The organism is Sphingobium xenophagum (genome assembly GCF_031457465.1).
GTDB lineage: Bacteria > Pseudomonadota > Alphaproteobacteria > Sphingomonadales > Sphingomonadaceae > Sphingobium > Sphingobium xenophagum_A.
The window spans coordinates 177517-200198 of record NZ_JAVDWV010000007.1; the positions used below are offsets into that span (position 1 = coordinate 177517).

Here is a 22682-nt window from a genome sequence, read left to right on the forward strand (position 1 = left end):
AATGAACAGGCCGGACCCGAACAGGCATCCGGCGATACTATGTCCAACCCCATATGGCGGCTGGACAGCGCGGATATGGTTTTGTGCCCGGAGGTTTCAAGAGGGCGAAACGGGGGTGAGGGGCACAGAAAAATGCAGCCCTTGGACCTTTTGTCCAATGGCGATCGTTGGGCGCGAAGGACAAATAAAAAGCGCCCGGATCGTGTTTTCACGATCCGGGCGCTTCATAGACGATTGCTCGTCTCCCCCTTGGTCTGCCTCAACCGCTTCTCAGCCCCCTAAGCTCGAAGCGGGATGCAGTATCCCTGAACCACGGCCTTTTACCTGTGCTTCTAGGGTCTTGCTATGACTGCGGCGGGCCGGAGTCACGGGCAAAATAGGCCGTCTGTGATTTTGCGGTGCGCCCTGTGGCCGTGATGCAACAATCTGGCAATGCTTGCCGTTCGGCCCCGCCATGCCTAGACGATCAGCCTATCCTTCCACAGGGGCCGTCCGCGCCACATGATTCTTTCCCGCTACGAACGCATGATCGCCAAGCGCTACCTTTTGCCCGGCAAGGGGGAGGGGTTCATCTTTCTTGTTGCCGGCATCAGCTTGGCCGCCGTGATGCTTGGCGTCGCCGCGCTCATCATCGTGATGAGCGTCATGAACGGCTTTCGCGCCGAACTGTTCGACAAGATCGTCGGACTTAACGGCCATGCCGTGGTTCAGGGCTATGGCGGGCGTCTGCCGGATTGGAAATCGGTGCTGGCGCAGGCCAAGGCGACGCCCGGCGTTACCAATGCCACGCCGATGATCGAACAGCCCCTGCTCGCCACCTTCAACGGCCGGGTGGAGGCCGTGCTGGTGCGCGGCATGACGGTGCCCGACATCCGCACCAACAAGACGCTCAAGGGCAAAGTGCTGGCAGGGACGCTCAACAATCTGACTGCCAATAGCAGCCGGATCGGCATTGGTTCGCGGCTGGCGGAAAATCTGGGTATCCAGTTGGGTGATAGCCTGACGATCATCAACCCGGCGGGCCGCTCCACCCCCTTCGGCACGGTGCCGCGCCAGGTTGCCTATCAGGTCGCCGCCATCTTCGAGGTCGGCGTCTATGATTATGACAAGGCCATGGTGGTCATGCCGATCGAGGATGCGCAGACGTTGCTGCTGCTCGGCGACGTGGTCGGCATGATCGAGGTCGAGACGGTCGATGCCGATCGGGTGGGCCAGATATTGCAGCCATTGGCGGCAAAAGTCGCGGGACGTGCCGTTGTCACCGACTGGAGACAGATGAACGCTTCGCTGTTCGAGGCGCTGGCGGTCGAGCGTATCGCGATGTTCGTCGTCCTCTCGATCATCGTGCTGGTCGCCGTGTTCAACATCCTTTCCTCGCTCATCATGCTGGTCCGCGCCAAGACGCGCGACATCGCCATTTTGCGGACGATGGGGGCCAGCCGGATCGGCCTGGTCAAGATTTTCATGACGGTCGGCGTCACCATCGGCACGCTGGGCATGGTGGCGGGCATGGTGCTCGGCTTCACCTTCCTCTTCTTCCGCCAGGGGATCGTCAACGCGATCCAGTTCGTGACGGGGCAAAATCTCTGGGATCCTTCGATCCGTTTCCTGACCGAACTGCCATCGCAGCCTGATCCGGTGGAGATCGCCAGCATCTGCATCATGGCGCTGGTGTTCAGCTTCCTTGCCACCCTTTATCCGGCCTTCAAGGCCGCCAATACCGATCCGGTCCAGGTGCTGCGCTATGAATGACATATTGAAGGTCACGGGCCTCACCCGCAGTTTCACCCAGGGCGGCGTCACCATCGAAGTGCTGCGCGGCGTTGACCTCAATGTGGGGCCGGGCGAGATCGTCGCTTTGCTGGGGCCATCGGGGTCGGGCAAATCGACGCTGCTCCAGGCCGTGGGTTTGCTGGAGGGCGGGTTCGACGGTTCGATCCGTATCGGCGGCGAGGAAGCAGCCAAACTCGACAATGACGGCCGCACCCGCCTGCGTCGCGACGCACTGGGCTTCGTCTATCAGTTCCACCATCTGCTGCCCGATTTCAACGCAACCGAAAATGTGATCCTGCCGCAGGTGATCCGCGACGTGGAAATGGGCGCAGCCAAGGCGCGCGCCGAATCGCTGCTGACCGCGCTTGGTCTTGGCCATCGCCTGGATCATCGTCCCAGCCAATTGTCAGGGGGCGAGCAGCAGCGCGTCGCCGTCGCCCGCGCCCTTGCCAACCGCCCCGCGCTGGTGCTGGCGGACGAGCCGACCGGCAATCTGGACGAGCGTACCGCCGACATCGTGCTTGCCGAATTTTTAGGGCTGGTCCGAGGCGAAGGGTCTGCCGCGCTGGTCGCTACCCATAATGAGCGGCTGGCGCTGAAGATGGACCGGGTGGTTCGCCTGCACGAAGGACGGCTGGAACAACATTAAGGCAAGGCGCGACACCAACAGGGGTGTCGCGCCTTGTCTATCACTGCGCCAATGCGGCCAGCTTCTCCGGGCCGATCGTCTGGACCGCAGACTTGAGTTCGTCGATATTGGCCACGGTGCCGCTGGCGGACAGCATGAAGCGATTGGCAATGCTCGTCGCATATTTGCCGTCGCGGCTTTCCTTATCCCAGCTTTCGTTGACCAACTGTCCATCGACCGTCTGCGTACGCTCATAGCCGGTCGCTGTTTCGCGGTTGGACTGGACGTTGAACGCTGCGCCGATCCCGGTCATCGCGCCCATCGCCGCCATGTCGATGATTTCCACCTTCATTTCGTCGTCGCCTGCCCGATAACGTGCGCTGGCCTGCGCGCCGCCAGCCATTCCCGCGCTTTCGATTTCGGTCCGCTCGAACCGGCCGATTCGGTCAGGCAGCAACGCCTGTAGCGCGGACGGGGAAAGGGCGACGGCGGGCGCGCCAGTCTTGGCCGCGTCCTCCATCTTGCGCGCGGCTTCCTCCATCTTCTTGCCGGCGGCATCGAGCTTGCCCAGATCGACCGTGCCGACACCCGGAATGGTCATTTGCCCATTGACTGTGGAGTCGCCCAACGATGGCGCTGCCAATCGCGAAAAGGGCGCAGCGACAGCACCGGCAAGGAGGGACAGCAATATGGCGGCGACGATCGTCACGACCGTATAAGGCATGGCCTTGTCGGCTGGTGCCCGCATCAATCGCGGCAGGCCGAGATACAGGAGATAGAGGCTGTAGAGCCCCAATATACTCAATATGCCGAGCATCGGCAGCAGCAGAAATATCCCGGCCAGCCAACTTGCCGTCGCCGAATAGGCCGCGACCTTGACTGCCTTGACCATATCCTTCTGGCCGCCGAACCGTGGTGCCAGCATGTTGATAAGCCAGGCCAGTGCGAACAGGCCGATCAGCGAAAACACATATTGGGCAATCGCGCTGCCAGCCGCGCCGACCAGCGATGGCCGAAAGCTTATGCCAAACGCGCCATAGCCGAACATCTGGCTACCAATCAGCCCGGCCAGCGGCGGTATCGCGGCCAGGATCATCGCATAGCCAATGAAGATGCTGCCGACGCTGGCAGGTTCGGCGTCGATGACCTCCCATTCGCTTTTGGGTTTGATCAATATGGATTTCGCCCTGTCGATCAGTCCGGGGGGCGTGGAAACCGGGTTCATGTCCGTCATGATGGCCTTCTCCCTGTTCGTCGCGGAATTTGACCAGCAGGACGCCGCGAACGCAAGATCAATATGCGATTTCGAAGAATGATCGGCATGGGGCTGGCGTCGAATCGCGGCAGGTGCATATTGGGGCCATGCCTCATGCCGCTTTCGTTCCCCTTCGTATCTTCTCCTCCTACACCATGCTGGAAGGCGCGATCGACCCCAAGGTCATCGCCAAACAGGCCAAGGCGCTGGGCTTTCCTGCCGCCGCGATCACCGACCGCAACGGGCTCTATGGCTCGATGGCCTTTTCCGACGCCTGCAAGAGCGACGGGGTACAGCCGATCATTGGCGCGATGCTCGGCATCCTGCGGCCTGGCCGCCCGGCCAATGCGTCGGCGGTCCATGACTGGCTTGCCCTCTATGCGCAGGATGCGACGGGCTATGACAATCTCTGCGCGCTCGTTTCCATGGCGCATCTCGACCGGCCCTTGGAAGAAGTGCCCCATGTCGGCCTCGACGTGCTGGAGGGCCGCACCGAGGGCTTGATCGCGCTGACCGCAGGTGGGGAGGGGGCGTTGGCGCGCCTCTTTGCCGAGGATCAGCCCGACGCGGCCTTCGCCTATGCCGACCGGCTGCAGGCGCTATTTCCCGACCGGCTCTATATCGAACTGTGTCGCCGCCTCGATCCGGTCGAAGGCAAGGCCGAACCGCATCTTCTCGATCTGGCCTATGCCCGCGACCTGCCGTTGGTGGCGACCAACCCGACCTGTTTCACCGAGCCGCATTTCCACGCGGCGCATGACGTGATGCTGTGTATCGCCGACAGCGCCTATGTCGACATGCCCGACCGACGCACCAGTTCGCCCGACGCCTGGATGAAGCCGACAGGCGAGATGAAGCGGCTGTTCGAGGATCTGCCCGAAGCACTCGCCAACACACTGGTCGTCGCCCAACGCTGCGCCGTCGCCGCGCCCAAGCGCAAGCCGATCCTTCCGAGCCTCGCTGGCGATATCGAGGGCGAGGCGCGGATGCTGCGCGACCTGGCGAGCGCAGGCCTCGACGCCCGGCTCGCCAAGCTGGGCATTATCGACGCTGCAGCCCGTCAGCCCTATCTGGACCGGCTCAAGTTCGAGACAGACATCATCATCCAGATGGGCTTTCCCGGCTATTTCCTGATCGTCGCCGACTTCATCAAATGGGCCAAGGATCATGATATTCCGGTGGGTCCGGGCCGTGGTTCGGGTGCCGGGTCGGTCGTTGCCTGGGCGCTGCTGATCACCGACCTTGATCCGCTGCAACTGGGCCTGCTGTTCGAACGCTTCCTCAACCCGGAACGTGTGTCGATGCCCGACTTCGACATCGACTTTTGCGAAACGCGGCGCGGCGAGGTGATCCGTTACGTCCAGCAGAAATATGGCGTCGATCATGTCGCGCAGATCATCACGTTCGGAAAATTGAAGGCCCGCGCTGTCCTGAAGGACACCGGCCGCGTCCTCCAGATGAGCTATGGCCAGGTCGATCGCCTCGCCAAGCTGGTGCCCAATCACCCCACTGACCCATGGACCTTGGAACGCTCCTTGAACGGCGTTGCCGAGTTCCGCGCGGAATATGACAATGACGCGCAGGTCAAACGGCTGATCGACTATGCGATGAAGCTGGAGGGCTTCCCGCGCCACAGTAGTACTCACGCAGCGGGCGTGGTGATCGGCGACCGGCCCTTGCAGCAGCTCGTGCCGCTCTATCGCGATCCTCGTTCCGACATGCCCGTTACCCAGTTCGACATGAAATATGTCGAGGGCGCTGGCCTCGTAAAGTTCGACTTTCTGGGGCTGAAGACGCTGTCGGTGCTGCAAAAGGCAGTCCAACTGCTGGCGGCGCGCGGGGTGACGGTCGATCTCGATACGCTCGCCTGGGACGATAGCGCGGTCTATGACCTGCTCCAGCGCGGCGACACGGTCGGCGTGTTCCAGTTGGAATCCGAAGGCATGCGCAAGACGCTGGCCGCCGTCCGACCGACCAATTTTGGCGACATCATCGCGCTCGTGTCGCTCTACCGGCCTGGCCCGATGGACAATATTCCGATGTTCGGCCGCCGCAAGAATGGGCAGGAGGCGATCGAATATCCCCACATATTGCTGAAACCGATCCTCGAAGAAACCTATGGCATCTTCGTCTATCAGGAACAGGTGATGCAGGCGGCGCAGATATTGGCGGGCTACAGCCTGGGCGACGCCGACCTGTTGCGCCGCGCCATGGGCAAGAAGGTCAAGGCGGAGATGGACGCGCAGCGCTCGCGCTTCGTCGAGGGCTGCGCCGCCAAGAGCGACATTCCCAAAGCCAAGGCGAACGAACTGTTCGATTTGATTGACAAGTTCGCGGGCTATGGCTTCAACAAAAGCCACGCGGCGGCCTATGCGCTGCTCGCCTATCAGACGGCCTGGCTCAAGGCGCATTATCCGGCGGAATTCTACGCCGGGTCGATGGCCTTCGATATTCATTTGACCGACAAGTTGACGATCTTCGTCGATGACATGCGCCGCATGGGGCTCACCTGTCTTGCGCCGGATATCAACCGCAGCCAGGCCGATTTCTCGGTCGAGCCGGTGCCGTATGAAGGCGAAGATCCCCGCCTTGGTTTTGCCGTGCGCTATGCGCTGGGTGGCCTCAAAGGGGTGGGCGAGAAGGCGATGGACCAGTTGGTGGCAGAGCGCGATGCGGCCGGGCCATTCAAATCGCTGGATGATTTTGCCGACCGGATCGAACCGCGCCTGCTCAACCGGCGGCAGCTGGAAAGCCTGGCGGCGGCGGGGGCGTTCGACGATGTCCATCCCGACCGTGCGGGAGTCCATGCGGCGGCAGAAACCATCCTGGCCGTTGGCGTCAGCGCGGCGCAAGCGCGTGAGAGCGGGCAGGGCGGTCTGTTCGGCGACGTTGAAACGCCCCATGCCGATGTCCGCATTCCCCCGCACCAGGCCTGGACCGTGTCCGATCGCATGGCGCAGGAAAAAGAGGCGTTCGGCTTCTATTTCTCCGCCCATCCAGTCGATCGCTACCGCCACCTGGCCGATGCGCGCGGCGCGCGCAGCTATGGCGCGGTCTGTCAGCAGCCGGTGGGCATGCCCAATGAGGAAGGGCGTGTTATGACCATCATGGCGGCCATGGTGGAAGATGTGCGCTGGCGCGAAACCAAGCGCGGGGCGCGTTATGCCAACGCGACTTTTTCTGACAGCAGCGGCCAGTTTCAGGCCAGTTGTTTCGAGGAGGATGCCTGCAAGGCGATCGAGGAACTGGCGCGAGATGGCGATTGCGCTTTGCTGGTCGTCGAACTGGACCGGCTGCCGGGCGAGGAGACGCCGCGAGTCACGGTGCGCGGCGTCGAGCCCTTCCGCCAGATCGCCAGTGCTTCGCGCATGGAATTGACCGTAGATGTCGAAACGGCGGAGGCGGTTGCCAAGCTGGCCGAGATATTGGGACAGGCCGAAGGCGGGCGCAGCGAAATCTTCCTGCGCGCGCCGGTCAGCGATGGCCAAGCGGCCCGCGTCTTCCTGGGCGACAGGTTCAGCCTCGGCGCGGATCAGGTCGATGCGATCGGGGCGATCCGGGGTCTGACCATCCATCGCTTCGAGCGGATGGACGTGAAGGCGGACGGCTATAAGACACGCACCCGCCGGTCGGGCATGCGATTGGTGGGTTAATCAGAAGAGCCGCATCTGCGCGCCTTCGGGCGGGCGGAACAGGTCGGTGCGCAATGTCAGCCGCTCGTCGTCAAAGCCCGCCTTCCGCCGCGCCTTGACGAAGCGGCTGCGGATCAGGTCGGCCCACACGCCTTGCCCACGCATCCGGCTGCCGAAATTGGGGTCATTATCGCGCCCGCCGCGCAGGTCGCGGATGATGGCCATTACTTTGGCCGCGCGGTCGGGATGATGCGCGTCGAGCCAGGCGCGAAACAGCGGCGCCACCTCATGCGGTAGGCGGACGAGGATATAGTTGATATCTCGCGCGCCTGCTGCCGCGACGCGGGCGACGACGTTTTCGATTTCATGATCGTTGATGGCCGGAATGATCGGCGACATATTGGCTGTCACGGGAATGCCCGCTTGCGCCAGTTGCGCGATCGCCTCCAGCCGACGTTCCGGGTGGGGGGCGCGCGGCTCCAGTGTGCGGGCGACCTTGGGATCGAGCGTGGTGACGGAGAGCATGACCGCCACCAGATTGTCGTGGGCCAGGTCCGCGAGCAGGTCGATGTCGCGCAGGATGCGGTCGGACTTGGTCGTGATGAACGTCGGGTGCCGCGTTTCGACCAGCACCTCCAGCACCTGTCGCGTGATCCGCCAGTCCTTTTCGATCGGCTGATAGGGATCGGTATTGGTCCCCATTGCGATTGGCGCTACGCTGTAATTTTTCCTGGCCAGTTCGGCGCGCAACAGAGCTGCCGCATCGGGCTTGGCAAAGAGCTTGGTCTCGAAATCCAGCCCTGGCGACAGGTCATGATAGGCGTGGCTGGGCCGCGCGTAACAATAGATGCAGCCATGTTCGCAGCCGCGATAGGCATTGATGGATCGGTCGAAGCCGATGTCGGGGGAGGCGTTGCGGACGATGATGGTGCGTGGTCGTTCGACCGTGACTTCGGTGCGGAGTCGCGGGAGCGCGCCTTCCAGCAATGCCAAGTCGAGCCAGTCGCCGTCCACCGCGCGCTGCGGCAGATTGAAGCGATCGCTTTCGCCGTTGACGGTCGCGCCTCTACCCTTTTCGATGGCCATGCCCACGAATAGAACAAATAAGGAACGATGACAACAGTACGGATGAGTGCCGGTTCGGAATGGGGGCACTGGCGTCGCAGGGGCGGCGTCCCTATAGCTAAGCACATGGCATCAACCCAAAAACACAAGACACCGGACAAGGTCCGCCCCGCAGGCTTCCCCACGCGCGATCAGGTGATGGACTTCATCACCACATCGGACCAGCCTGCGGGCAAGCGGGAGATCGCCAAGGCCTTCGGCCTCAAAGGGCAGGAGAAGATCGCGCTCAAGGCGCTGCTCAAGGATATGGCCGACGAAGGGCTGATCGACCTTGGTCCGGCGCGCGCCTTTCACAAGTTGGGCGGGGTGCCCAAGGTGACGGTGCTGCGGATCATCGATGTCGATGACACGACGCTGATCGCGACGCCCGAACGGTGGGAGGCCGAAGGCCAACCCGCGCCGCGCCTGCGGGTCGTGGAGCGCGGCAAGCGCGGGGCGCTGACCATCGGCGATCGCATATTGGCGCGGACCGAGGAGGCGGGGCGTGGCTGGGTTGCGCATCCGATGAAGAAGCTCGCCAAGGCGACCGAGATGCTGCTGGGCGTGGTCGAGGAGATGGCAGACGGTAAATTATGGCTTCGCCCGGTGGACAAGCGCATCCGCAAGGATACGCCGATCAGCGACGCGGGCACCGCCAAGAAGGGCGACCTCGTCCTGGCGGAACCGTCCGGTCGCCCGCCGCGCATTTCGGCGCGGGTGACCGACATATTGGGCGACCCCTTCGCGCCGCGCAGCTTCAGCCTGATCGCGATCCACAAACATGGCATCCCCCATGTCTTTCCCGAAGCGACCGAGGAAGAGGCGCTGGTCGCCGCTGCCCTGCCGCTGCATGAGGAGAAGCGCGAAGACCTGCGCCACTTGCCGATCGTCGCGATCGATCCGGTGGATGCGCGCGACCATGATGATGCCGTGTGGGCCGAGGCGGACAGCGACCCGGACAATAGTGGCGGGTTTCGGGCGATCGTCGCGATTGCTGACGTCAGCTACTATGTACGCCCCGGCAGCGCGCTCGATCGCGAAGCGCGCAAGCGGGGAAATAGCGTTTATTTTCCGGATCTTGTCGTGCCGATGCTGCCGCATCAGCTATCGTCGGACATGTGTTCGCTTCGGGCCGGACAGGACCGTGCGGCGATGGCCTGTCACCTGACCATCAATGCACAGGGGAAGGTGACGGCCTGGCGCTTCAGCCGCGCGGTGATCCGTGTTGCGTCGGTCATGGCCTATGAGGATGCACAGGCGGCGATCGACGGCACGGGCGAGCATGAACTGCTCGAAACGGCGCTCAAGCCGCTCTGGGCCTGCTGGGCCTTGTTGCACAAGGCGCGGCTGGCGCGCGAGCCATTGGCGCTCGACTTGCCCGAACGGCGGGTGGTGCTGGACGAATGGGGCAAGATCGTCAGCGTCGCCGTGCGCGAACGGCTCGACGCGCATATGCTGATCGAGGATTATATGATCGCGGCCAATGTTGCGGCGGCCAAAGCGCTGGAAGCGAAGAAGGCGCCGGTCATGTACCGCGTCCATGAACCGCCAAGCCGTGACAAGCTGGTGGCGCTCAAGGAATATCTGGCGACCTTCGACATTGAGTTCGCGCTGGGGCAGGTAATCCGGCCCGCGACCTTCAACCATCTGATCAAGCGGGTGGGGGAGGTGGAAGCCAAGCCACAGATCATGGAGCAGATCCTCCGCAGCCAGACCCAGGCCTATTATAGCCCGCAGAATATGGGGCATTTCGGCTTGGCGCTTGGCTCTTACGGCCATTTCACCTCGCCGATCCGCCGCTATGCCGACCTTTTGGTCCATCGTGCGCTGGTGGGGGCTTATGGCTTGGAACTGCCTGCGCCCAAGGGTGGGATCATCCCCGATCGATCCTCGCTCAGCCAGGAGGATTATGAGAATATGGGCAAGGTCGGCGAGATGATCTCCGGCCATGAACGGCGCGCGATGGAGGCCGAGCGCGATACGGTGGATCGCTATGTTGCCGCGTTCCTGGCCGCCCATGTCGGCGAGCTGGTCAAGGCGCGGATCACCGGGGTCCAGAATTTCGGCTTCTTCGCCACGGTCGATGGCCTGGGCGGGGATGGCCTCGTGCCGGTATCGACCATGGGGGCCGAACGCTTTTTCTATGACGAGGCAGGCAAGGCGCTGGAAGGCGTCGAGAGCGGCGATCGCTATACGGTCGGCCAGCGGCTTGAACTGCGGCTGGCCGAAGCCGACCCGATCAACGGATCGCTACGCTTCGAGCTGCCCGATCATCCCGCGCCGCGCGGCGGGCCGATGAAGCGCGACCGGACACGGCCGGGCAGCCATCGCGGGCGGCCGATCAACATCCGGCATATGGGCGCAAAGCGGGGCAAGCATAAGCGGTAATGTGAAGTTGGGAGATGGGTTCCCGCTTTCGCGGGAATGACGGTGGATGGATCGAGCGTCAGCTCAGGCGGTCGATCGATTCCGCGTCGAGTGCGCCGGGGATGACCATGATGGGGCAGGGCATTCGGCCCGCATCTGCTCCGGCGAAATGCGATACCAGAGGGCCGGGCGGGCCGCTGGCGGCGGCGCCCAATACCAGTGCGGCGACATCGTCCATTTCGTCGAGTGTTTCGCGCACCACGGCGACGGCTTCGCCCTGGCGCACGGTGATGCTGGGACGGATGCCGGATTCATCCATCAATGTTCCGGCTGCACTGGTCACCAGCGCCTCGGCGCGTTGCAGCGCTTCATCCTCCATCGTCGCTTGTACGCCGCCCCACTGGACGAATTCGGCCGGCGGAATCAGGGCGAGAATGCGGACGGTGCCGCCGGTCTTGGCTGCGCGCCGCGCGGCGAAGCGCAGCGCGGTTTCAGCCTCCGGCGATTCGTCCACGACAACCAGATATGCGCGCACTGAATATTGCCCCTGCAAAGATTTGATGGCCATGCCGTTCGGTCAATCGGACCGAACGAACCATAGGGGTGAAATGTGGGCCATAATCGGCTTTGGCGCAAGGCGTCCCTTGACCGTTCCGGCGAATGCGTGAAAACGAACAGCAAATGGCGCGTGCCGCATAATTGAAGAAGAGGCCCAGAACGCATGAGCAAGACGATCCAGATGCCCGCTTTGTCCCCCACCATGGAGGAAGGGACGCTGGCCAAATGGCTGGTCAAGGAAGGGGATACGGTATCGTCCGGCGATCTGCTGGCGGAAATCGAGACCGACAAGGCGACGATGGAGTTCGAAGCGGTCGATGAAGGCGTGATCGCCAAGATCCTGGTGTCCGAAGGCTCCGAGGGCGTGAAGGTCGGCACCGTGATCGCGATCATCGCGGAAGAAGGCGAGGACGTCGCGACCGTCGCTGCTGGTGGTGGCGAAGCTGCGCCCAAGGCCGAGGCGGCACCTGCCAAGGCGGAAGCCGAAGCGCCTGCCTCCGCGCCAAAGGCTGCTGCTGCGCCCGCCGCTGCTGCTCCTGCCGAGGGTCGGGTCAAGGCCAGCCCGCTCGCGCGCCGTCTGGCGCAGGACAAGGGCATTGATCTGGCGGCCGTGACCGGTTCCGGTCCCAATGGCCGCATCGTGAAGGGCGATCTGGACGGGGCCAAGGCAGGCACGGCCAAGCCGGCCGCTGCGCCTGCTGCCGCCCCTGCCGAAAAGGCTCCGGCGGCCCCGGCACCGGCTGCGCCGACCGGCGCGCAGGATTTCGGCATTCCGCACGAGGTCGTGAAGCTGAGCGGCATGCGCAAGACGATCGCGCGCCGCCTGACCGAATCCAAGCAGCAGGTGCCGCACATCTACCTGACGGTCGATATCCAGCTCGACAAACTGCTCAAGCTGCGCGGCGAACTCAATGCCGGGTTGGCCAGCCGCAAGGTCAAGCTGTCGGTCAATGACCTGCTGATCAAGGCGCTGGGTGTCGCGCTGGCCGAGGTGCCCGAATGCAATGTCCAGTTTGCGGGCGACCAGATGCTGCAGTTCAAGCGTGCCGATATTTCGGTGGCGGTGTCGATTCCCGGTGGCTTGATCACGCCGATCATCACCGACGCAGGCAGCAAGGGCGTCGCCGCCATCTCCGACGCGATGAAGGATCTCGCCAGCCGGGCCAAGGACGGCAAGCTCAAGCCGGAAGAATATCAGGGCGGCACCGCCTCGCTCTCCAACATGGGCATGTTCGGCATCAAGCAGTTCGAAGCGGTCATCAATCCGCCCCAGGGCATGATCATGGCGATCGGCGCGGGCGAGAAGCGGCCGTTTGTGGTCGATGACAGCCTGCAGATCGCAACGGTCATGTCGGCCACCGGCAGCTTCGACCATCGCGCCATCGACGGCGCCGATGGGGCGCGGTTGATGAAGGCGTTCAAGGAACTGATCGAAAACCCGATCGGCATGTTGGCCTGATGCCGTTCGTCGATGAGCAGCCGCCGGAGCATCATCCGGCGGTGCGGGTCATCGCCATGCCCGCCGATACCAATCCTTACGGAGATATTTTCGGCGGCTGGTTGATGAGTCTGATGGATTCAGCGGCAGGATCGGTAGCTGCGCGCTACAGCCATGGCCGTGCCGTGACGATCGCGGTGGAGGGCATGACATTTCTGCGCCCGGTCGTGGTCGGCGACGAGGTTTCGGTATTCGCTACCCTCAAATCCGTTGGGCGCACGTCGATGAAAATCGCGGTAGAAGCGTGGCGTCGTGCGCGACATGACGACCGATCCTATCGCGTGACCCAGGCGACCTTTACCTTCGTGGCGATCGGAGAGGATCGCCAGCCCCGTTCCGTTCCGCCGATCGCGGAAGCCTAATTTCAAGAAGCGAGTGTGACCCATGGCTGATACCTACGATCTCATCGTCCTCGGCTCCGGCCCCGGCGGCTATGTCGCCGCGATCCGCGCTGCGCAGCTCGGCCTCAAAACGGCCATCGTCGAGCGCGAAAATCTGGGCGGCATCTGCCTCAACTGGGGCTGCATCCCGACCAAGGCGCTGCTGCGGTCGGCCGAGATTTTCCATTATATGCAGCATGCCAAGGATTATGGCCTGGCCGCGGACAATATCACGGCGGACATCGAAGCGGTGGTGAAGCGGTCGCGCGGCGTTGCCAAGCAGCTCAATCAGGGCGTCACCCACCTGATGAAGAAGAACAAGATCACCGTCCATATGGGCGATGGCAAGCTGGTGGCGAAGGGCAAGCTGTCCGTCACCAAGGATGGCAAGACCGAGGAACTGACGGCCAAGCATATCATCATCGCGACCGGCGCGCGCGCCCGCGACCTGCCGCAGCTCAAGGCCGACGGCAAGCGGGTGTGGACCTACCGCCACGCCATGACGCCGCCGGAAATGCCGACCAAGCTGCTGGTCATCGGGTCTGGCGCGATCGGTATCGAATTTGCGAGCTTCTACAACGACATGGGCGCTGATGTGACCGTGGTCGAGATGATGGACCGCATCGTCCCCGTGGAAGATGCCGATGTGTCCGCTTTCCTCGAAAAGGCGGTCAAGAAGCAGGGCATGACCGTGCTGACCGGGGCCAAGATCGAGACGATCGCGACCAGCGACAAGGGCGTGACCGCGAAGATCAAGGACAAGACCGGCAAGGCGATCGAGGCCGAATATAGCCATGTGATCGTGGCGATCGGCATCGTCCCCAACGTCGAAAATCTGGGTCTGGAAGAGGTCGGCGTCGAGCCGGACCAGCGCTTCCACGTCAAGACCGACGCCTATGGCCGCACCAATGTCGATGGCATCTGGGCGATCGGCGACGTAACCGCGCCGCCATGGCTGGCGCACAAGGCGAGCCATGAGGGCGTCATCGTCGCCGAGATGATCGCGCAGACGCTGGGCAACAAGGATGTCCATCCTCATGCGATGGATGTGCGCAACATTCCAGGCTGCACCTATTGCCACCCGCAGATTGCCAGCGTCGGCCTGACCGAAGCGAAGGCGAAGGAAGCGGGCTATGAGGTGAAGGTCGGCATGTTCCCCTTCATCGGCAATGGCAAGGCGATCGCACTGGGCGAGGCCGAGGGCTTCACCAAGACCGTGTTCGACGCCAAGACCGGCGAATTGCTGGGCGCGCATATGATCGGCGCGGAAGTGACCGAGATGATCCAGGGCTATACGATCGGCAAGACGCTGGAGACGACCGAGGCGGAATTGATGCACACGGTCTTCCCGCATCCGACCATTTCGGAATCGATGCACGAAAGCGTGCTGGCCGCTTATGGGCGTGCGATCCATATCTGATCGCTGGACAATAAAAACGGGCGCGGGGGCTCTGGTCCTCGCGCTTTTGTGCGTGCTGGGTATCGCGGCGATACAGCAGGCCGGGTGGCTCGACGGGCTGAATAAGGGTCTGATGGGCACGGCTGGCGACGTGCGCGATAGCGCGTGGGGTGGGCCGTCCATTGCGCTGATGCGGCTGGCGACGGCGATTGGCGACACGATCGGCAGGATCGCGATATTGGCGGTGGTGTTTCCGTTGCTTCTGTGGCGCGGGCGACGTGCCGATGCGCGGTGGCTGGCGCTGTTGATGGCGGGGGGCACGGCACTCAACCTGATCCTCAAACAAATATTTTCCGCGCCGCGCCCCGACCTGCTGCCGCATCTCGACATCGTACATAGCTATAGTTTCCCCAGCGGCCATGCGGCGGGCAATATGATGTTGTTCGGCGCGCTGGCGATGCTGGCCGGGCGGCCGGTCTTTTACTGGATAGCGGCGATAATGACCGCGCTGATCGGGGTCAGCCGCGTGTGGCTGGGCGTACATTGGCCGAGCGACGTGATGGCAGGATGGATATTGGGGCTGGGCTGGCTGCTGCTGTGCCGCGTGTGGCTACCAGCGCGGCGAGGGCAATAGCAGCGCCCGTGTGAGGCTGCCATGCGCAGGCATACCATCGGTGGTGACGAAGCCATGGACCCAGAAACTGTCAACTAAGGTCGCGGCGGCGATGACGAGCAGCAGCAGGGCTGTGCCTGCGAACAGGCGCGGCGCGCTGCGCATCGGCCGGTCGGGCGAAAGCGCGATCAGGATCAACGGCAGTATCGGCAGGAAATAGCGGCCCTGCGTCCCCTGAATATAGTCAGCAGCCAGCGGCGTGCCGGTCAGATACATGGCGGTTTCGATCAGCAGCGCAATGCCGCCCGCCACTGCTAGCCACCAGAGCCGCTGACCGATGCCGAAACGCGCGCCTGTGCCGGTCGCGATGCCCGCGCCGAGCATCAACAGCGCCAGCGGATAGGCGATCAGCGGCAGCAGGATGGCGTTCCAGCCGAAGCGGCCGACGATTTGCAGCGCATAGACGGGCGCGCGTTCGGTCACGCTGGCGACGAGGATGCGGACATAGGCCAGCGGATCGCGCAAGATGACGGCCAGTTGATCGGCGAGCGGCGCAGTCATCATCGTTTCGCCGGTGCGGCGCGACTGGATATGGTAGAGCGCCTGGCTGCCGCCGGACAATGTCATCCAGAGGATGAAGCCGATGGCGCCGACCAGCATCGCGCCGATCAGCAGCCAGGGCCGATAGTCGCGCCGGTCGTGCGGCCAGCGCAGGCCTGCCGCCATGAGCGGGAGATAGACGCCTTTGGCGAGGGCCAGAAGTGGGGCAGTGACGAACAATCCGGCGGCGCGGGCGGGGCTTGTGCCCATGAAGCCGATCCGCAGCGCCAGGGCGAGGCCAAGAAAGCCGAGGCCATTGATGACCGCATCGGGCGAGAGTGATCCGGTCTGATAGGCGAAGGTCGGGAGCAGCGCGGTCGCCAGCAAGGCGTTGCGACCGAAGGGGAGAAGTTGCAGCGCGGCGATTAATAGCAGCAGTCCGGTCGCCGCGTTGATGAGGCGGCCGACATAGAAGGCATCGCGTCGCGAGAGGTCGAGCGCGTCGGCGAGATACAGGCCGACCGCGCCGGGGGCATAGAGGGTGGGCGCGTAGCTCGCCACATTGGGAAAGTCGGCGAAGGCAGTGCCGGGCCGCTGCGCATCGGCGTCGCCGCTCCGTTCCAGCATGGCGCGATCGAAACGGCGCAACGTGGGTGGGACATCAGTCGGGAAATCGACCGCGTGAAAGTCCACGGCGGCGCGCGGCAAGGTCGCGCCGATCAGATCGCCGCGCTGTTCGGTCATCACGCGGCCCTCCGACAGCAGCAGCGCCTTCATATAATGCTGGTTTTCGTCGGGCGCCTGAAAGGGCGGTGTGATCAGCGCGCAGAAAAGGGTGGCAATGGCAATGGCCACCAGCATGATTTTTTCCAGGCCGACCCATGGCGCAGACAGCAGCATGTCAGCGTCTCTCGCGCCTTTTGTCCTGAACCGTTCGTTTCGCATCGCAGCCGCATAACGTCCTTTGGTCGCGATGCTAGAGTTTAGCCCTTAATATTTCCCGTGCGTAACAAAATTTTGCTGAAGCGGTCTATCCGTCGATGTCGTCGGCCGTTGCAACGGGGGGATGGAGCCGCAGCCGACTGACGCGCCGTCCGTCGCTGGCCAGAATTTCCAATTTCCAGCCGCTCTGTTCATGATCGAGAATTTCACCCGGTTCAGGCACCCGGCCCGCTATAACGAAGGCAAGCCCGCCCAGCGTATCGACATCCTCGTCGATATCGCCCAATTTCTCGTCGATTTCCTCGGCGACGTCCTCCAGTTCGGCGCGGGCGTCGGCTTCCCACAGGCCGTCTTCCAGCGGGACCAGCATCGCTTCGGGGGCATCGTCATGTTCATCCTCGACCTCGCCGACGATTTCCTCGACCAAATCCTCGAAGGTCAACAGCCCCTCAGTGCCCGAATATTCGTCCAGTACGATGGCGAGATGCGTGCGCTTGGCGCGCATTTCGGCGAGCAGGTCGAGCGCACCCATGCTTTCAGGGACATAGAGCGGCTGGCGGATCAGCGGTTCGAGCGTGTCGGGAACGGGTTCCTTGCCCGCCAGGATGGCGAAGGCGTCGCGGATATGGACCATGCCGACGATCGTATCGAGCGTGTCGCGATAAACCGGGATACGGCTATGGCCCGCTTCGGCGAACAGCGCGGCGAGATCGGCGAAGCTCGCCTTCTCCTCGATCGCGATGATGTCGGCGCGGGGCACGGCGACGTCATCGACTGTATGTTCGGAAAAGTGGAGAAGATTGCGGACCATCTGCCGCTCGATCGCCGAAAGATCGCCCTTGGTCGGCGGCGATGCGCCGACGTCATCGCTATCCTCGTCATATTCGTCGAGCGCTTCTTCCAGTTCCTGCCGCAGGCTGGTGGATTCGCTGTCGCCGAACAGAAGCGACTTGATGCCGCTCCATAAGCCGCCGTCGTTACTACTGTCCGATTCCTTGGAACCGTTGCCGTCCTTCGGGCTGCCCTCAGCCATAGTTAGTCCTAATCCCCTGTCATCATGCGATCCCCATAGGGATCGGGAAGTCCGAGACTGGCCAGCGCGGCGATTTCCAACGCTTCCATGGCCTGCGCCTCATTGTCGTCCATATGATCATATCCGAGCAAATGAAAAGTCCCGTGAACAATCAAATGCGTTGCATGATCAGCGAGGGAGATGCCCTTGTCGGTGGCTTCGGCGGCGCAGACCCCCTCGGCCAGCACGATGTCGCCGAGCAGGACTTCGCCATCATCGGTATTGGCGGTGCTTTGCAGCAGGTCGGCCTGCACCATCGGAAAGGACAGGACGTTGGTCGGCTTGTCCTTGTCGCGATAGGCGCGGTTGAGTTCATGCACTTCGGCATCGCTGGTCAGCTTGACCGCGATTTCATACAGCGCCTCGTCGGTCGCGAAGGCGGCATAGGGGCTGTGGGCGATGGCGGCGGCGACCGCGCTTTGGGCGAGTTGTTCCCAGTCCGAACCGGGCCAGCCATCTTCGTGGAGGAGAGCGACTTCAATCATATTGTATGAATCTCATCATTCCATTCGGTTCGAGCCTGTCGAGAATAGTTCTCGACGGACGCTTCTCGACAAGCTCGAAGCTGCTCGAACCGAACGGGGATTGGGGCATCCGCGACGTTAGGCATCCGGCCCCTCATAGGCCTGGACGATGCGCCCGACGACGGGGTGGCGGACGACATCGCCGATGCCGAACGGCACCATGGCGATGCCCTCGACACCTTCGAGGCGCGCGACCGCGTCGGCAAGGCCCGATGCGCCGGGCTGCGGCAGATCGACCTGCTTGGGATCGCCGCACACGACCATGCGGCTGCCTTCGCCAAAGCGGGTGAGGAACATCTTCATCTGGGCGATGGTGGTGTTCTGCGCCTCGTCCAGCACGATGAAGGCGTTGGCGAGCGTCCGCCCGCGCATGAAGGCGAGCGGCGCGATCTCAATCTCTCCGCTGGCGATGCGCCGTTCGACCTGCTCGGCGGGGAGCGTGTCGTAGAGCGCGTCGTAGATCGGGCGGAGATAAGGATCGACCTTCTCCTTCATATCGCCGGGCAGGAAGCCCAGCCGTTCGCCCGCCTCGACCGCGGGACGCGACAGGATCAGCTTGTCCACCGTGCCGGTGATGAGCTGGCTGACCGCCTGGGCGACGGCGAGATAGGTCTTGCCGGTGCCTGCCGGCCCCAGGGCGAAGATGATGTCGTTGCGGTTCAGCGCCTCCATATAGGTGACCTGGGTGGCCGAGCGCGGCACGATCGTCTTCTTGCGGGTGCGGATCATCACCGTGGGCGGTTCGGCGACATCATGGCGGATGATGCCGTCGAGCGTCGGTTCGGACGACATGGCGATGACGGCCTCGACCGCGCCAGTGTCGATCTGCTGCCCCGCGACGATGCGGTTGTAGAGGCCGGTCATGACGTCGCGCGCACGGGCGGCGGCCTGCGCCTCGCCCTCGATCTGCAGCTTGTTGCCGCGCGCGGCGATGTAGACGCCCAGCCGATTTTCGATCGCGACGAGATTGCGGTCATATTGGCCGAACAACGTACCGAGCAGATGCGGTTTGTCGAAGATGACTTCGAGTTGCGCGCGTTCGGTCGATGGGCCGCCAAAGCGGGTATTGGGTTTCTTGCCCATGGTCAGCCTCCCTTGCTCGTCATGCATCTCGTGAAGATCCGTCCCAGTGGGAGATCGGGGAGATGGCGTCCCGCCCATGCGGGAATGACGAGGCTTTGGTTCAAGCGGCTTTCCTCCTGCTATACTCGCCGGCCAGACTATTGGGACCGGCGCTGATGATATCGACTTCGATGATGTCGCCGATCGCACTGTCGGGCGCGGTGACGTGGACGGACTGGAGCCAGGGCGTCTTGCCGATCAATTGACCGGGATAGCGGCCCTTGCGTTCCAGCAAGATGTCGGTGCGGCGACCGACGGTGGCGCTGTTGAACGCGACCTGATGCCGGTTGATCGCGGCCTGCAGCCGGGCGAGGCGTTCGTCCATGACGGCGGCGGGCACCTGGCCGTCCATGTCGGCGGCAGGCGTGCCGGGGCGGGGGCTATATTTGAACGAATAGCATTGGGCGTAGCCGACGGCATCAACGATGCGCAGCGTATCTTCGAACTCCGCATCCGTTTCGCCGGGGAAGCCGACGATGAAGTCACCCGACAGGGCGATGTCGGGCCGGACGGCGCGGACCCGGTCGAGGAGGTGCAGATAGCTCGCCACATCATGGCTGCGATTCATGGCCTTGAGAATGCGGTCATTGCCCGACTGCACCGGCAGGTGAAGGAAGGGCATCAACTTGACGCAATCGCCATGCGCGGCGATCAGGCCGTCGCTCATGTCGTTGGGGTGGCTGGTGGTGTAGCGGATGCGATGGAGGCCGGGCAGTTCGGCCAATCCGTGCACCAGCCCGTCCATGCCCTGCATCCGGCCCTTGCCATCCTCGCCCGACCAGGCGTTGACGTTCTGGCCCAGCAGGGTGATTTCCTTCACGCCGCCATCGACCAGCGCCTTGGCTTCATCAAGGATGGCGGTCCATGACCGGCTGATCTCCGCGCCGCGGGTGTAGGGCACGACGCAATAGGTGCAGAATTTGTCGCACCCTTCCATGATCGTCAGGAAGGCGGTAGGGCGCGCCTGTTTGGTGCGAGCGGGCAGCGCGCCGAATTTGGAGGCCGCGGGCATGTCGGTATCGACGGCCTCTTCCCCGCGTCCTGCCTTTTCGATCAGGTCGGGCAAGCGGTGATAGGCTTGCGGGCCGACGACAATATCAACGGTTTTGGCCCGGCGGCTGATTTCGCTCCCTTCGGCCTGGGCGACGCAGCCAGCGACCGCGATCATCGGGCGGGTGCCGTCTTCGCGGGTCATGCGGCCGATGTCGGAATAGACCTTGTCCACCGCCTTTTCGCGGATGTGGCAGGTGTTGAGGATGACCAGGTCGGCGTCCACGCCGTCCGCTGCCGCCGTCATCCCCTGCGCGCCAAGCATCTCGGCCATGCGCTCGCCATCATAGACGTTCATCTGGCAACCGAAGGATTTGACGTGGAAGGTGGCAGGCGCTTTGGGGGCATCGGTACGATTCATGACCACCAGCTATATAGAGGGCGGGGCAGAAGCGAAAGGGCGCTGGTGCAGGGCGATGCTCGCGGCGATCCGGTCCCGCGCGGTTGCCGCGATCACCTTGCGATCGGCGCATGTTGCCGGGTCGAAGGGCGACAGGAAGCGGAGCGTCACGACCAGCGGTCCCTTGCGACCGAGGACGCGCCAGGCGTTGGTGCCTGCCGGTTCATCGCCATGCCAGGCGATCTCGTCGGTCGCCGCGCCATAGTCGATATGCACCGGCTGGATCAGCACGGCGCGAGGCGGGGGAAGAAGGACGGCGAGCAGCGAGGGTTTGAACGGCAGCAGGCCGCTGCCGTCGCTGGTAGTGCCTTCGGGGAAGAGCGCGACCGGCTGATGCCCCTGCATTGCGGCGCGCAGGGCATCGAGTTGATGGGACAGGGCGCCGCGCCGTTCGCGCGCGACGAACAGCGTGTTGTTCTGTGCTGCAAGCCAGCCGATCACTGGCCAGCGTGCAATCCCGTCATGCGCGACGAAGGCTGCGCCGGTGGTGCCGCCGAGTGCCAATATGTCGATCCAGCTGACATGATTGGCGAGCAGAACCATGTCGCCGTCATGCGGCTGCCCTGCATGCTCCACGCGCGCGCCGATCGCGAGCGCCGCCAGCGCCAGAAAGCGATGTGGCCAGGGCGACCGTCGCCTGGCCAGTTTCCAGAGCAGATGGGGTATAAGACAGGCAAACAGGCTGGCGACCAGCGCTGCAATGCGGACCGTGCGGCGGACAGGGGCCAGCGTCAGTTCTTCCGTTCGAGCGCGACGCCGTACAGTTCCATGCGGTGATCGACCAGACGGAAACCCAGTTTTTCGGCAATCTGCTTTTGCAATTGCTCCAGTTCGGGATCGACAAATTCGATGACATTGCCGGTTTCGACGTCGATTAGATGATCGTGATGCGATTCCGGTGCCGCTTCGTAGCGGGCGCGGCCGTCGCCAAAGTCATGCCGTTCCAAGATGCCCGCTTCCTCGAACAGGCGGACGGTGCGGTAGACGGTGGCAATCGAGATGCCGGGATCGATCATCGCGGAGCGTTTGTGCAATTCCTCGACATCGGGATGATCCATGGCGTCGCTCAACACCTGAGCGATCACGCGCCGTTGTTCGGTGATGCGAAGGCCTTTTTCATGGCACAGGGCTTCGACGTCGATCTTGCGGTTCATGAAGGCTCGCTCAAATGGATAGGCCGGAGGATAGGTTCGATGCCTAGCGGCTTTTCAACGGTCAGGAAAGGCCGGATACAGGAAAGGGGCGCATCGACGATGCGCCCCTCATTTACCCTGTCAAAGCGGTCGGACGCTTATTTCGCGGCGCGAGTGGTCCGGCGACGCTTGGTGCCCAGGCCGATCTTCTTCGCCAGATTGCGGCGCTGTTCAGCATAGTTGGGAGCAACCATGGGATAGTCGGCTGGCAGGCCCCACTTGGCGCGATAATCGTCCGGGGTCATCTGATAATGGGTCATCAGATGGCGCTTGAGCATTTTGAGCTTCTTGCCATCTTCCAGGCAGATGATGAAGTCAGGCTTGATCGAAGAGCGAACCGAGACGGCCGGCTCCAGCTTGACTTCAGGCGCAGCGGCCGGCTCGTTCAGCGCCGATAATGCACCATGGACATTCTGTATCAGAGTGGCGACGTCGGATACGGCGACGCTATTGTTCGAGACATGCGCGGCGACAATGTCTGACGTCAAAGTAATGAGCAGTTCGCTCTGTACCGATTCGGTTTCCATTTTTCTATTTCCTACGAAGGCTTTTTATAATGCGACCCGCCGGTGGAAATGGATTTCTACAGCGGTGTATCTCCGCTAGACCTCGCAGCCTCATTTCGCAAGGGG

The 22682-nt window shown here is 63.1% G+C and carries 19 protein-coding genes; 8 read left to right on the forward strand and 11 right to left on the reverse strand.

Features of this window, described 5'->3' with window-relative positions; translation table 11 throughout:
• Nucleotides 1-501 precede the first annotated feature (501 nt).
• Together J2W40_RS09160 and J2W40_RS09165 are read left to right on the forward strand one after the other, a co-directional pair.
• Entirely contained in the window at nt 502-1752 is a 1251-nt protein-coding gene (locus J2W40_RS09160) for a lipoprotein-releasing ABC transporter permease subunit (protein ID WP_310223827.1), read from the forward strand.
• Nucleotides 1745-2422, forward strand: a complete 678-nt coding sequence (locus tag J2W40_RS09165; RefSeq protein WP_310223829.1) for an ABC transporter ATP-binding protein — start codon at nt 1745-1747, stop codon at nt 2420-2422. The genes J2W40_RS09160 and J2W40_RS09165 overlap by 8 nt, the downstream gene beginning before the upstream one ends.
• A 40-nt stretch (nt 2423-2462) precedes the next feature.
• Here the strand turns inward: J2W40_RS09165 and J2W40_RS09170 are convergent, their stop codons facing one another.
• Nucleotides 2463-3635, reverse strand: a complete 1173-nt coding sequence (locus tag J2W40_RS09170) for a Yip1 family protein (protein WP_310223831.1) — start codon at nt 3633-3635, stop codon at nt 2463-2465.
• 128 nt (nt 3636-3763) lie between these two features.
• Between J2W40_RS09170 and dnaE the strand changes: the two genes are divergently transcribed.
• Entirely contained in the window at nt 3764-7309 is a 3546-nt protein-coding gene (dnaE, locus tag J2W40_RS09175; protein ID WP_310223833.1) for a DNA polymerase III subunit alpha, read from the forward strand.
• Here the strand turns inward: dnaE and J2W40_RS09180 are convergent, their stop codons facing one another.
• Nucleotides 7310-8374, reverse strand: coding sequence for a PA0069 family radical SAM protein (locus tag J2W40_RS09180; RefSeq protein ID WP_310223835.1), 1065 nt, complete (start codon nt 8372-8374; stop codon nt 7310-7312).
• Between the two features lie 105 nt (nt 8375-8479).
• Between J2W40_RS09180 and rnr the strand changes: the two genes are divergently transcribed.
• The gene (gene rnr / locus J2W40_RS09185) at nt 8480-10780 is read left to right on the forward strand and encodes a ribonuclease R (RefSeq protein ID WP_310223836.1); all 2301 of its coding nucleotides are present in this window, start codon (nt 8480-8482) and stop codon (nt 10778-10780) included.
• A 58-nt stretch (nt 10781-10838) separates the two neighbouring features.
• Here the strand turns inward: rnr and J2W40_RS09190 are convergent, their stop codons facing one another.
• Nucleotides 10839-11294 (reverse strand): universal stress protein, encoded by a 456-nt coding sequence (locus tag J2W40_RS09190; RefSeq protein WP_069067086.1) that lies wholly within the window; start codon nt 11292-11294, stop codon nt 10839-10841.
• 186 nt (nt 11295-11480) lie between these two features.
• Between J2W40_RS09190 and J2W40_RS09195 the strand changes: the two genes are divergently transcribed.
• From J2W40_RS09195 to J2W40_RS09210, 4 genes are read left to right on the forward strand one after another with little or no spacing between them, the layout of a single operon-like run.
• Nucleotides 11481-12776 (forward strand): pyruvate dehydrogenase complex dihydrolipoamide acetyltransferase, encoded by a 1296-nt coding sequence (locus J2W40_RS09195; protein WP_310223838.1) that lies wholly within the window; start codon nt 11481-11483, stop codon nt 12774-12776.
• Complete coding sequence (locus tag J2W40_RS09200) at nt 12776-13177, forward strand: acyl-CoA thioesterase (protein ID WP_037474587.1); 402 nt, start codon at nt 12776-12778, stop codon at nt 13175-13177. The genes J2W40_RS09195 and J2W40_RS09200 overlap by 1 nt, the downstream gene beginning before the upstream one ends.
• Nucleotides 13178-13199: 22 nt before the next feature.
• The gene (lpdA, locus tag J2W40_RS09205) at nt 13200-14615 is read left to right on the forward strand and encodes a dihydrolipoyl dehydrogenase (RefSeq protein ID WP_310223842.1); all 1416 of its coding nucleotides are present in this window, start codon (nt 13200-13202) and stop codon (nt 14613-14615) included.
• Nucleotides 14593-15228 carry a phosphatase PAP2 family protein gene (locus J2W40_RS09210; protein ID WP_310223844.1) on the forward strand — a complete coding sequence of 212 codons (636 nt, stop codon included), beginning with the start codon at nt 14593-14595 and terminating at the stop codon, nt 15226-15228. Before lpdA ends, J2W40_RS09210 begins: the two co-directional genes overlap by 23 nt.
• Here J2W40_RS09210 and J2W40_RS09215 read toward each other — a convergent pair.
• The 8 genes from J2W40_RS09215 to J2W40_RS09250 form a co-directional block, all read right to left on the reverse strand.
• The gene (locus J2W40_RS09215; RefSeq protein ID WP_310223846.1) at nt 15205-16647 is read right to left on the reverse strand and encodes a DUF2142 domain-containing protein; all 1443 of its coding nucleotides are present in this window, start codon (nt 16645-16647) and stop codon (nt 15205-15207) included. The two genes, J2W40_RS09210 and J2W40_RS09215, sit on opposite strands and share 24 nt — an antisense overlap.
• Nucleotides 16648-16777: 130 nt before the next feature.
• Nucleotides 16778-17722 carry a hemolysin family protein gene (locus J2W40_RS09220; RefSeq protein WP_310223848.1) on the reverse strand — a complete coding sequence of 315 codons (945 nt, stop codon included), beginning with the start codon at nt 17720-17722 and terminating at the stop codon, nt 16778-16780.
• Nucleotides 17723-17730: 8 nt separating this feature from the next.
• Nucleotides 17731-18246 (reverse strand): rRNA maturation RNase YbeY, encoded by a 516-nt coding sequence (gene ybeY, locus J2W40_RS09225; protein ID WP_310223850.1) that lies wholly within the window; start codon nt 18244-18246, stop codon nt 17731-17733.
• 117 nt (nt 18247-18363) lie between these two features.
• The gene (locus J2W40_RS09230; RefSeq protein WP_310223852.1) at nt 18364-19368 is read right to left on the reverse strand and encodes a PhoH family protein; all 1005 of its coding nucleotides are present in this window, start codon (nt 19366-19368) and stop codon (nt 18364-18366) included.
• 100 nt (nt 19369-19468) lie between these two features.
• Nucleotides 19469-20818 (reverse strand): tRNA (N6-isopentenyl adenosine(37)-C2)-methylthiotransferase MiaB, encoded by a 1350-nt coding sequence (miaB, locus tag J2W40_RS09235; RefSeq protein WP_310223854.1) that lies wholly within the window; start codon nt 20816-20818, stop codon nt 19469-19471.
• Nucleotides 20819-20827: 9 nt separating this feature from the next.
• The gene (locus J2W40_RS09240) at nt 20828-21586 is read right to left on the reverse strand and encodes a lysophospholipid acyltransferase family protein (RefSeq protein ID WP_310223945.1); all 759 of its coding nucleotides are present in this window, start codon (nt 21584-21586) and stop codon (nt 20828-20830) included.
• Between the two features lie 2 nt (nt 21587-21588).
• Nucleotides 21589-22011 carry a Fur family transcriptional regulator gene (locus J2W40_RS09245; RefSeq protein WP_037474568.1) on the reverse strand — a complete coding sequence of 141 codons (423 nt, stop codon included), beginning with the start codon at nt 22009-22011 and terminating at the stop codon, nt 21589-21591.
• Between the two features lie 137 nt (nt 22012-22148).
• Nucleotides 22149-22577 (reverse strand): Ros/MucR family transcriptional regulator, encoded by a 429-nt coding sequence (locus J2W40_RS09250; protein WP_310223870.1) that lies wholly within the window; start codon nt 22575-22577, stop codon nt 22149-22151.
• Nucleotides 22578-22682 lie beyond the last annotated feature (105 nt).